Genomic DNA, 11801 nt, shown 5'->3' on the forward strand with positions numbered 1-11801 from the left:
AAGTGTAAATAATCTTTTATTCAACTCACACAGGCTGGATTGAAGAAGGTAGTTAAAGATATATGTTGCAAAATGGTTAGGTTTTGTTTATTGTAGATATAAGATATCTTTAATAGTCTTGTTTAAAATGTGTTCTTGTAAATCTCCGATATTACTTTCTTAAGAGAAAGCGGAGGTTATTTTTAAAACTTAATTAGAGATATTAAATGTCTGGAAAGGGTGTATAGTATGAGTAATATGAATCAACTCTTGGATGTACTTATTATTGGTGGAGGACCAGCGGGGCTTAATGCAGCTCTAGTACTTGGCAGGGCCCGCAAGAACGTTGTGGTCATTGATGATGAGACACCGCGTAACTGGGTTACAAGGGAGACTCATGGGTTTGTGACAAGAGATGGGGCAAGTCCACGTGAATTCCGGAAAGCTGCCAAAGATCAGATTGCAGCGTATCCCTCAGTTCAATTTGCATCCGATACGGCAACTGCGATAACAGGTAGCGATGGTGATTTTGTAGTTAAGACTACTCAGGGGGCAAGTTATCGCACGAAAAAGATTTTGTTTGCGGTAGGCAAGAAAGACCTTCCCTTGGATATTAACGGATTAACAGAAGTTTACGGTAAAAGTGCGTTTGTGTGTCCATATTGTGATGGATGGGAGTTAAGAGACCAAGCGCTGGTCATCATCGTTAGTGGAGTTAACGCATTACATATGGCAAAAGTCATATCCGGCTGGACAGAACGTTATACGATCTGTACGAATGGATCAGATTCCTTAACCGATGAGCACCGTGAAGAGCTGAAGCAGCATCATGTTACTGTATTCGATGCACCGATTCAATCCATTAATTCTGAAGAAGGGATGGTACAGCAAGTTGTACTAAATGACGGTACAGCGATTCCTTGCACAGGAGTTTTCTTCCAACCGAAACTGTTTACCGGATCAGAACTGCCAAAGGCCATCGGTTGTGAAATTACAGAATCAGGAACGGTTATAGTTGATGCTTCAGGCAAAACATCTGTAGCGGGTGTATACAGTGCTGGTGATGTAGCATCCGAGATATATCAGGCAATCACGGCTGCGTCTCTGGGGGCATTGTCTGCGGTAAGCATTAATAATGAATTGAATTTCGAGAAGTGGGATGAGTCAAGACATCATTAGAATACATTAAAAAGCGTCATAGAATCATAACGTCATTGGTTCATACAGTAGGGGATTGCATATGCATTCCTCTATTTGTTGTTATTCAATTTAAACGTTGAACGGTTCAATTAAAAGTAATTCAGCCGGAAGAAAATTTGATATTAAATCAATTATGGTTTATTGTATTATCAAATGATACATATTACTATCATTTATATAATCTTCAAAGGAGAGATCACTTATGAATGAAAGCAGAGCAGCCATCATATGGCTAACGAATACCTTGCTCCACGGCGTAGAGATAAGAGGTGATCATCATGAGTGATGCAACTTACATTCCACAGCCCAAAATGTATGGGCCACTTGGCAATCTGCCCTTAATTGATAAAGATAAACCCACGCTGTCGCTAGGCGTTCTGGCTGAACAGCATGGACCGATATATCGACTTACCGTTCCCGGTTATTCCGGTTTAATCGTATCTGGACCAGATCTTGTCGCTGAGTTGTGCGATGTGTCCCGGTTTGACAAATATGTATACAATGAACTCGAAAATGTACGTGCCTTTGGAGGCGATGGTTTATTTACAAGCAGAACATCGGAGCCCAATTGGAAAAAGGCCCACAACATTCTGCTTCCCACCTTCAGCAAACAGGCCATGAAAGGTTATCATCCGATGATGGTTGATATTGCCGAACAGTTGATCAACAAATGGGCACGCCTCAATTCCAACGATACGATTGATGTTGCGGACGATATGACACGCCTTACGTTGGATACCATTGGACTATGTGGATTCAATTATCGATTTAACAGTTTTTACAGACAGGATCACAGTCCTTTTATTGAAAGCATGGTTCGGGCATTAAATGAAGCTATGCAAAAGAGCTCACGTTTGAAAATTCAGAATCTGCTTATGGTGAAAACCAAACGACAGTTCCAAGCGGATATTCAGACGATGTTCTCTCTGGTAGATCAGATTATAGAGGAACGTAAAGCGAGTTCAGCACCCGAAGAGGTCGACTTGCTCGCACGTATGTTGAATGGCAAAGATCCGGAGACTGGCGAAATGTTGGATGATGAGAACATCCGTTATCAGATTATTACGTTTCTCATTGCCGGACATGAAACCACGAGTGGTCTATTATCTTTTGCTCTTTACTTTCTACTGAAAAATCCGGAATCGCTTCAAAAGGCGTATGACGAGGTGGATCAGATATTGGTCAGTGACTCACCGCAGTACGAGGAAATTCTTCAGCTTCCATACATTCGCATGATTCTCAGTGAATCGTTACGTCTCTGGCCAACCGCTCCGGGATTTGACGTATATGCGAAAGAAGACACCGTCATAGGTGGCAAATACCCCTTGAAGAAAGGCGAAAGTTGCAGTATTCTCCTGCCCCAGCTACACCGTGACAGAGAGGCATGGGGAGAGGATGCAGAGCTTTTCCGTCCAGAGCGATTTGAAGATACGGCGAAAGTGCCTCATCATGCGTATAAACCTTTTGGTAATGGGGAGAGAGCGTGTATCGGGATGCAGTTTGCTTTATATGAAGCAACACTTGTGCTTGGCATGGTCCTTAAACATTTTGAACTGATCGATTATAGCAACTATGAGTTGGATGTTAAACAGACGCTGACATTGAAGCCGGGAGACTTCCGGATTCAGGTGAAAGCCCGCGTGGCTTCGCAAACAAGGAATAAGTCGACGGTATCTGCGAAAGAGAAACCTGCTCCTGTTGTTCATAAAAATGTAGCAAGTGATAGCCAGACGAGAGAAATGTTGTCCGTTGAAGCAGACGGTAACCCATCGCTCCTGGTGTTATATGGTTCCAATCTGGGAACGGCAGAAGGCATTGCCCGAGAGCTTGCGGAGAAAGGCCATTCTTATGGAATCCCAAGTGAAGCAGCCCCTCTGAATGAGTGGGTTGGCCGCATTCCCCGCCAAGGTGTCGTTCTCATCGTCACTGCTTCGTATAACGGAAAACCTCCGCAAAATGCTACGGCATTTGTAGAATGGTTAAAGGGAGCAGAGTCAGAGGAAGCAAGGGATGTAAATTATACCGTTCTGGGCTGTGGAGATCGGAGTTGGTCCGGGACGTACCAGAGCATTCCTCGATTAATAGATGAGAGGCTTGAAGAATTGGGAGGTAAAAGACTGTTATCCCGTGGAGAAGCCGATGCTGGAGGTGATATGGAGAAACAAGTCGAGGCGTGGCAGCAGATGTTGTGGCCACAGGTGTTGAGTGTCTTGGGGATTAGCGAGGAAGCAATCAAATCCTCCAAGCCAAGCGCCAGCAGACTTCAAATGGAGTTTGTCCGCGAGAAAACGGATAGGCCACTTGCACGAACTTATGATGCCAGCTATGCCACGGTTGTAGTTAATAAAGAGCTTCAGGCGCTGGGAAGTGGAAGAAGCACACGTCACATCGAAGTGTTATTGCCTGAAGGCATGAGTTATAGAGAAGGTGACCATCTCGGCGTGTTGCCTAGTAATCAGAAGCAGAATGTGGATCGGATACTCAGTCGGTTCGGACTACGTGGGGATACTCCGATCCAATTAACTTCGGACGTCAGCCATCTTACACACCTACCACTGAACAGACCCGTCAAGATTCATGAGTTGCTCGCTTATTGTGTGGAATTGCAGACACCAGTCTCCAGAACACAGTTGCAGGAGTTAGCTAATCATACGGTATGTCCACCTCATAAGCGTGAACTGGAAGGTATGTTGGACGAAAACAGCTACAGGGATGATATTCTTGCCAATCGTATCACCATGTTGGACCTGCTAGAAAAGTATGAGGCGTGTGAGCTGCCATTCGAAAGGTTCCTTGAACTATTGCCTCCGCTTAAGCCCAGATATTATTCAATATCCAGCTCGCCAAGCCTGAATTTCGAGCAAGCGAGTATAACCGTATCGGTAGTAAGAGAACCTGCATGGAGTGGTAAGGGCGAATATCTGGGAGTTGCTTCATCGTACCTTGCCGGTTGTCCATCCGGAGAACGTATTCTGATGTTTGTACGTACGCCGGAATCCGAATTTTGTTTGCCGAAAGAGGCTGACGTACCCATGATCATGGTGGGACCGGGGACGGGTGTTGCGCCGTTCAGAGGTTTCCTTCAGGCGAGAGCGGTCATGAAACAGAGAGGTTTGCCACTGAGTGATGCGCATTTGTTCTTTGGTTGCAGGAATGATTCAGATTTCATATATCGTCAAGAGCTTGAACAATACGAGCGAGAAGGGATCGTTAAACTACACACTGCTTTTTCTCGTGCGGATGGCAAGCCCAAAACGTATGTACAGCATCTGATGAAGGAGAATTCCGAACAGTTGATTCACATGCTGATGAGCAAAGGAAAACTCTACGTATGCGGGGATGGAAGCCAGATGGCCCCTGCGGTAGAAGAGACTTTGCAACAAGCGTATCAGAAGGTGCAGGGAGCAACGGTGCAGCAAGCGAAGGACTGGCTCATTCAGCTTCAGGCCGAAGGACGCTACGTGCAAGACGTGTGGGCAGGTAATAAACGAACAGGTGAAACTCCTAAAACTGTGCATGAGGAGGTACATTAAGACGGAGATGACTCCAATATCTACTAATATACAGTCCTTAATATACTCAAGCTAACAAACAGCCGCTTAATCTGGAGCTTTGTCTCCAAATTAGCGGCTGTTATCATGATCTGACCATGAGCCGTCGCTCGGTTCATTTTCTCACTCCTGAACTGTTAGCGTTTACATTAAAATTTGAAATAAAAATGATTGACAGTCCTTATCTGAACGAGTTTAATTATATAGACCGATTGTTATAATTATTTGAAGGAAGTGGCTTTCGTTGAGTGAAAAGTCTAATGCTAGAGAGTCTATTGTCAGCACAGCAGCGAGACTGTTTTTTTCACAAGGATATCATGCGACCGGTCTGAATCAGATCATCAAAGAGAGTAGTACGCCGAAAGGGTCGTTGTATCATTATTTCCCGCAAGGCAAGGAAGAGCTCGCGCACGAGTGTATTCAAAAAGCCAATGAACATATCTTGCAGACATTTGAGAAAACATTTGCAGCCCACGACAATACGGGGGATGCCATTCAGAGATTTATTCATGATTTGGCTCATGAAACAGAAGCAGCCGGGTTTACCGGATTTCTGCCATTCAGCTTCTGGGCAGCTGTGGAGACATCGTGTATTAGTCAGCAGTTGCGTATTGCATGTCAGGGTGTATTTGCAGATTGGCAGGATGTCATTAAGAAACATCTGATTCTGGATGGCGTTGGTGAAGAGAAGGCGCGGGAGACGGCACTTCTGATCATTTCTTTGATGGAGGGAGCACTGATTATCAGCCTGACGAATCAGGATAAACAGCCTCTGCTGACGGCTGCTGAGTATTTGTCGGTTGTGACGAAGAACGCCAAACAGATTCAATAATTTATACCAAGAGACAGAGAAAAAGAAAGTTTGATACGTTTGAGGAGGATGGGATCGTGGAGGTTTCCATGAAGGCTGATTCTGCACAGAATCAACAAGAAACAAAGCAATACAAGGTATTTCCGATTTTGTTCGCAATGCTGCTGAGCGGCTTTATTGGTCTGTTTGGAGAAACGGCATTAAACGTGGCATTGACGCCACTTATGGCTCTACTGGAAGTAGGTCCTACAACGATTCAATGGTTAACTACAGGTTACTTGCTTGTGTTGGGAATCCTGGTACCGGTATCCGGTATGCTGTTGCAGTGGTTTACCACAAGACAGTTGTTTACAACATCTTTGATTTTCTCGATTGCAGGAACATTTGTTGCTGCACTTGCACCTAGCTTCGAAATTCTGTTAGTGGCACGGGTACTGCAGGCGATAGGTACAGCGCTCTTGTTGCCACTGATGTTTAACACCATATTGGTTATTTTCCCGATTGAAAAACGTGGTGCTGCCATGGGATTGATTGGTTTGGTTATCATGTTTGCACCAGCAAGTGGTCCGAGTATCTCCGGTCTGATTCTGGCTAATCTGAGCTGGCATTGGATTTTCTGGATCTCCTTGCCGTTCTTCATTATCTCACTGGTATGCGGCTTGTTGTTCTTGCCAAATATTTCGAAATTGACCAAGCCCAAAATTGACGTACTGTCCATTATCCTTTCTACCCTTGGTTTTGGTGGTATCGTATACGGCTTCAGTAGTGCAGGGGGACATGGAGAAACTGGCGGAGGCTGGACGAGTCCGGTCGTTGTTGCCACTCTCGTTATTGGTGTGTTGTCCTTGCTGTTATTCAGTATCCGTCAGTTGAGAATGAAACAGCCAATGATGGATTTGCGAGCGTTCAAATATCCGATGTTTACGATTGGCTTGATCCTGATATTCATCTGTATGATGATGATGCTGTCATCCATGCTGATCCTGCCAATGTATCTGCAACAAGGTATGGCCGTTACAGCGTTAACTGCCGGACTGGTTCTATTGCCGGGTAGTCTGCTGAATGGTTTACTGTCTCCGGTCATGGGCCGACTGTTTGACAAGTTTGGTCCGAAGTGGCTTGTGATTATTGGTCTGGCTGTCGTAACGGTTGTACTCTTCATGTACACTGGAATTACACCTACAACAACACTGGCCAAAATTATTACGCTGCATGTGTTCATGATGGTCGGAATCTCGATGATTATGATGCCTGCACAGACGAATGGTCTGAACCAATTGCCACGTGAGTATTATCCTCACGGTACTGCTATCATGAATACGTTGCAACAGGTATCCGGAGCGATCGGTACGGCTGTTGCGGTAAGTATACTGAGCGCAGGACAATCCCGCTTTTTGAGCGGAGTGGCGAACCCGGAAAGTCCAGAAAATCAACTGGCAGGTTTCACGTCAGGTGTACAGAATGCGTTTGTATTCGCATTAGTTCTGTCGATTATCGGTCTGATTACTTCACTCTTCGTGAAACGGGTCAAAGTAGGATCAACGCCAGGACAACAAGGTCCTATGCATTAATCCATTAACTAACAATAATAATTAGATATTGTATAAGAGCGATGTATCCTTAACTTTAGGGACGCATCGCTTTTTTGCGTATTTATTCTATCTTTTTTGGTGTTGACGTGAAACGGGTTACAGCCTTTAGAGTAAAAATGTAGCCGGAATACAGTGGTTCAAAGAATGAATTTCAGAGCAAATACTTCATGTTCCGGCAAAATTGTATATGTTCATACTAATATAAAAGGGTAATATAGAATGTAATAGTACAATTTTTAACCAATTCGAAAACGGTTTATATTTTATTTTTAATCAAGGAGACTTCATTATGATCATCATCAATCCCATTGGTAATAACATTGAACAGATGCTGTTGCACTACGAAAAAAACGGCCATCTCACTCTACAGGCATCGCTTATTAGTAATAGCTCGGTTGTATATAGATTGCAAGACTATTGTCTCAAGGTATATGCTTCACGGGCAAGATTGGATGGGGAGATGGAAAGTGAGGCACTTAGGGCATTGCAGAGTAATCCTTATGCACCCAAATTGTATGCGTATTCACCAGGTGAGTACACCCTGACAGAGTGGATTGAAGCATTCAAACTGAAAGAGTACCGTGTAACCTATGGACACATTCCTCCCAACTTGATATACGATATGTTTACGACGGAACTTCAGCAGATTCATGCTGGATATTGGGACTGGGATGTCATCCGATATGAGAATTTGCTCTGGACCAAGACAGGTGATGTGAAGAGAACGAACTTTTGGTTGTGTGAGCCTGTAAACTCCAGACGTGAGAACTTATATAACCAGGTCATTCGAAGAATTGATAACATCTACAATGGCGATCGAACCGAAATGGAGGCGATGAAACAATACTTTTATCGTCACCAGTTGACTTCATTAGAGATCGAACAAGCTTTCAGCGATTTCAGGTCCCAACGGCCAAGACTGGCGATAGCACAATAAATCACATAAAAGAAACCCAAAAGATATTAGAGAATCTTTGGGGTTTCTTTTATGATATAACATAGCCTTACTTTAGCAGGGTGTACGTTACTTCTTCACCAGGGCCAATATCTCATCCGCAACGAGGTCAGGGCGATATTGATGGATGTAATGATCGGTATCTTTAATGGTTACCTGTTTAGAATCATCTGACCAAGATTTGAATTCTACTTGGGATTTATCCCATTCGGGTTCACTTGCACCAAGGTAATCAGCCGTCAGTATGGTGAGTGGAAACGGTAAGGTTTGCTTGTGATCTACAACCACTTTGGCATTGGCAGCTATTTCACGTAATTCATCCAACGTGTTCACATTACCATAGTTGTGCAACAACGCAGTTGTATCCAATTTTTTCAGATCATCGGGTACAAGTTTCAGTTCATTACGATTGGCATTAGAAGTTTTGACAACCATGTCAGATTGCATGGAGAGGCGGAATAGTCCGGTTTGGATACGGAATTTATTCGCAAAACCACCAATTGTGTCTGCCAAAGAGTCATCGTCATTCGAATAATATTCGGGGCTTCCGCCATCAATCATGACGATACCCTTGACGAGATCCGGGTATTTTTGTGCGAAACGGATGGTTTCCAGCGAGCCGAGCGAATGTCCAACTAATACATAAGGTGGTTTCTGTCCGGATACCTGCAACAACTCGTGTAATTCTTCAGCTACGGTATCGACATCACGTTTTTTATCGGTCTGATCACTATACCCATAGCCAAATCGGTCATATATAGCGAATTTTGTGTTTGGAGCAAGCTTTTCATATAATGGATAATAATCTACATAGGGATTAGCGGTCCCCCAGCCAGAGGCGAGTACGACTGTTACATCGCCTTCTCCACCAGTATATAGATGCATATTGTCTCCATGGACTTCGTACAGCTTACCAGGGGGGACGAGTGTTTTGGCATCCTGCCTTAAACCCACTTGTTGGTAGATCACGCCAGTACCCAGAAGCAACAGAACTATCGCCAGGTCAAATATCAAAAACTTAACTAATCTTTTGCGCCATTTCTTCATGTTCTCTCACATACTCTCCATGTATTTTCTCTATCATATGTGCCCAATCTTATAGGAGAGAAAACAGAGTCTTAATTCTATCTTAATTAGCCGAAAATTGAATATCAACGGCCAATGAATTAATATATAGCTACGATATGAATAGTTCTCATTCAAATATTGAACCTAGATTGATTATATAGAACAGAAGGTATGTATAATGACAAAATACGAAAATCAGCTCCCGACATCAGCAGGCATGAACTTCAAGTCCCTGATCAGCATATTGAGAGATTCCATGCGTGGCAATGTAGAGCGGAGGCCAGTGGGCGTAATGCCTATGGAGATATGTGAACCTGCTGAAACCTTCAGTGCATCCGATAATCCACAGGTTACATGGTTCGGACATTCGGCTTTTTTACTCGAAATTGAAGGGCACAGATTGCTCTTTGATCCGATGCTGGGCAATCGTCCATCACCCGTATCCTGGGTGGGTACCAAACGTTACAGCACCAATCTACCGATTCAACCGGAGGATTTCCCAACGCTGGATGCAATCATTATATCGCATGACCATTATGATCATCTGGATTATGACTCCATTCGCAGATTGAAGGATAAAACAAAGCGATTTATCGTACCGTTTGGGGTACGTCGTCGTCTGATTCAACTGGGTGTGCCTTCGGAACAGATTACCGAACATAACTGGTGGGATGAGTTATCGTTCAAAGGTTTAACATTCGCTTGCACGCCAGCAAGACATTTCTCTGGCAGAGGATTATTCGACCGTAATTCTACCTTGTGGTGTTCGTGGGTTATCGCTGGACAACATACGAAGGTGTTCTTTAGTGGGGACAGCGGATACGGTCCTCATTTCAAGGAAATTGGCAGTAAATATGGTCCATTTGACCTGACCTTGATGGAGTGTGGGCAATATGACGAGCGTTGGTCCAATATTCACATGATGCCGGAAGAAACAGTGCAAGCACACTTGGATGTAGGGGGTAAGTTGCTTATTCCGATTCATTGGGCCGCATTTACGCTTGCCTATCATGCCTGGAATGAACCAGTCGAACGGATTACGAAGGCTGCACATGCTTTGAACGTAAAGATTGCAACTCCCAAAATCGGCGAGAAGGTTGTGCTTCATACGGAGGATTATCCTACACATCCATGGTGGAGACCGGAATTAGGATAAAAAAATAAAAGCGTTCAGCTCATTGAATGAGTGGACGCTTTTTCTATTGCATTTTACATCAGTATTGATAGTGCACTGTAAATTAACAACATACCCATGACGATATTAACAGGACGCTCGTATCTTAATAAAAAGCTCTGGAATAACATGCCACCGAACGCCCAGGTCATATTGGCACTAATACCGATGAAGGTGAGTAGCAAGGAAAATACAATTAAATGAACATGGGACTGCCCAAGAGGCAGAACAAAAACGGATATGGCAGTAAGCCCATACAGAATGACTTTGGGATTGATGAATTGCAGGGTGAACCCAAATAGAAATGAATAATGATTAACCTTGTTTTCTTGCGAATCTGCAGGTTTACTTCGCATGATTTTGAGAGCCAGATAGAGCATATACACACACCCTAACACGTTCAATACGGGTGCGATCCTGGGAATATATTGATGAAGAATAAGGTTGAAATAACTGGACAGAAACATAATAAGCAGGCAACCGGTTGCAACTCCACTAATAAAAGGAAGGGTCTTGAGGAACCCCTGATTTCTGGCATGCGTCATGGAAATGATGTTGTTGGGTCCGGGTGTAAATGAAGCAATGATGGCATAGGTCACTAAAGGTATAATGTTCATGGTTCCTCCACGTCTTCTTAGTTGTGTGATATAATGACCTGAAATGTACGTTATAGCGTACGGTCTTTATTATTGTACAACATGTGCGTTATATAGCACAACAAAATTATGAAATGAGGAGGATGGATTTTTGAAAAACATTAATAGTATTCTTGCTCAGAACCTGAAACAGCTTAGGGAACAAAGAAAACTCAGTCTGGACAAGGTCGCCGAAATGTCTGGTATTAGCAAGACTATGCTTGGTCAGATTGAACGTGGTGAATCCAATCCATCCATTGCAACCGTATGGAAGATTGCTAATGGCCTGAAAACTTCCTTTACTGCTTTGATTCACGAGCCGAAGTCAGATACAACCGTTGTAACGGGGGATGATATTCAAGTATTGATGGAGGATGAGGGAAGGGTTCGGATTTATCCGCATTTTCCTTTTGAAGAAGGACGCCGCTTTGAAATATATATGATGGAGATGGACCCCAAGTCTGAGTTGAAAGCTGAACCGCATATCGAAGGTACGGAAGAGTTTATTACGGTCTTTGAAGGTGAAGTTACGATTAGAGTAGGGGCGGAAGATTATACGGTGAGTTCAGGGGAGTCGATCCGTTTTGGAGCGGACAAGCCTCACGCCTACGTTAACTCCGGTGCTAAGACGAACAAATTCAACATGGTCATTCATTATTCGAAGTGAGATGCAAAGATCCATCTGTGAATGTAACGAACGATGAACGAATAAATGCATACATTATTCGAAGTGAAAATAAAGCAGCCTGATGTAACGAACTGCAACTCCCATGTTAGTCGTGTCTCACAAAGGGTTCAGTTCAAAACATTGGCTGCTTTATTGATGTGTGCACTAT

At 43.7% G+C, this 11801-nt stretch carries 9 protein-coding genes; 7 read left to right on the plus strand and 2 right to left on the minus strand.

Going from position 1 to position 11801, the window contains the following annotated elements:
- Window positions 1-237: 237 nt before the first annotated feature.
- The 5 genes from MKY01_RS14010 to MKY01_RS14030 all read left to right on the plus strand — a co-directional run bounded on the left by MKY01_RS14010 (window position 238) and on the right by MKY01_RS14030 (window position 8070).
- Complete coding sequence (locus MKY01_RS14010) at window positions 238-1158, plus strand: NAD(P)/FAD-dependent oxidoreductase (protein ID WP_339287165.1); 921 nt, start codon at window positions 238-240, stop codon at window positions 1156-1158.
- 299 nt (window positions 1159-1457) lie between these two features.
- A complete protein-coding gene (locus tag MKY01_RS14015; RefSeq protein ID WP_127545788.1) occupies window positions 1458-4712 on the plus strand; it encodes a cytochrome P450 in 3255 nt (1084 codons plus the stop codon).
- Window positions 4713-4974: 262 nt separating this feature from the next.
- Window positions 4975-5562 carry a TetR/AcrR family transcriptional regulator gene (locus MKY01_RS14020; RefSeq protein ID WP_047842796.1) on the plus strand — a complete coding sequence of 196 codons (588 nt, stop codon included), beginning with the start codon at window positions 4975-4977 and terminating at the stop codon, window positions 5560-5562.
- Between the two features lie 68 nt (window positions 5563-5630).
- Window positions 5631-7112 (plus strand): DHA2 family efflux MFS transporter permease subunit, encoded by a 1482-nt coding sequence (locus MKY01_RS14025; protein ID WP_047844296.1) that lies wholly within the window; start codon window positions 5631-5633, stop codon window positions 7110-7112.
- 310 nt (window positions 7113-7422) lie between these two features.
- On the plus strand, window positions 7423-8070 hold the full coding sequence (locus MKY01_RS14030) for a hypothetical protein (RefSeq protein WP_339286706.1): 648 nt from the start codon (window positions 7423-7425) through the stop codon (window positions 8068-8070).
- Window positions 8071-8157: 87 nt separating this feature from the next.
- On the opposite strand, the gene MKY01_RS14035 is transcribed toward MKY01_RS14030, so the two are convergent.
- Window positions 8158-9135, minus strand: a complete 978-nt coding sequence (locus MKY01_RS14035) for an alpha/beta hydrolase (RefSeq protein WP_339286708.1) — start codon at window positions 9133-9135, stop codon at window positions 8158-8160.
- A 199-nt stretch (window positions 9136-9334) separates the two neighbouring features.
- Here MKY01_RS14035 and MKY01_RS14040 point away from each other — a divergent pair, with 199 nt between their 5' ends.
- Window positions 9335-10312: an MBL fold metallo-hydrolase gene (locus MKY01_RS14040; protein ID WP_315371569.1), complete on the plus strand. Its 978-nt coding sequence runs from the start codon at window positions 9335-9337 to the stop codon at window positions 10310-10312.
- Between the two features lie 53 nt (window positions 10313-10365).
- Here MKY01_RS14040 and MKY01_RS14045 read toward each other — a convergent pair whose 3' ends face one another.
- Window positions 10366-10947 carry a LysE family transporter gene (locus MKY01_RS14045; protein ID WP_076249454.1) on the minus strand — a complete coding sequence of 194 codons (582 nt, stop codon included), beginning with the start codon at window positions 10945-10947 and terminating at the stop codon, window positions 10366-10368.
- A gap of 130 nt (window positions 10948-11077) precedes the next feature.
- On the opposite strand from MKY01_RS14045, the gene MKY01_RS14050 reads away from it, so the two are divergent.
- Window positions 11078-11632: an XRE family transcriptional regulator gene (locus MKY01_RS14050; protein ID WP_036608360.1), complete on the plus strand. Its 555-nt coding sequence runs from the start codon at window positions 11078-11080 to the stop codon at window positions 11630-11632.
- The last annotated feature ends 169 nt before the right edge of the window (window positions 11633-11801 follow it).

It is taken from the genome of Paenibacillus sp. FSL R5-0486 (assembly GCF_037975155.1).
In the GTDB taxonomy this organism is placed as follows: domain Bacteria; phylum Bacillota; class Bacilli; order Paenibacillales; family Paenibacillaceae; genus Paenibacillus; species Paenibacillus amylolyticus.

Excerpts from the sequence above, each read along its gene's own strand:
- MKY01_RS14010 (WP_339287165.1), top strand. The coding sequence starts at position 238 with ATGAATCAACTCTTGGATGTACTTATTATTGGTGGAGGACCAGCGGGG.
- MKY01_RS14015 (WP_127545788.1), top strand. The coding sequence starts at position 1,458 with ATGAGTGATGCAACTTACATTCCACAGCCCAAAATGTATGGGCCACTT.
- MKY01_RS14025 (WP_047844296.1), top strand. The coding sequence starts at position 5,631 with ATGAAGGCTGATTCTGCACAGAATCAACAAGAAACAAAGCAATACAAG.
- MKY01_RS14030 (WP_339286706.1), top strand. The coding sequence starts at position 7,423 with ATGATCATCATCAATCCCATTGGTAATAACATTGAACAGATGCTGTTG.
- MKY01_RS14035 (WP_339286708.1), bottom strand. The coding sequence starts at position 9,135 with ATGAAGAAATGGCGCAAAAGATTAGTTAAGTTTTTGATATTTGACCTG.
- MKY01_RS14040 (WP_315371569.1), top strand. The coding sequence starts at position 9,335 with ATGACAAAATACGAAAATCAGCTCCCGACATCAGCAGGCATGAACTTC.
- MKY01_RS14045 (WP_076249454.1), bottom strand. The coding sequence starts at position 10,947 with ATGAACATTATACCTTTAGTGACCTATGCCATCATTGCTTCATTTACA.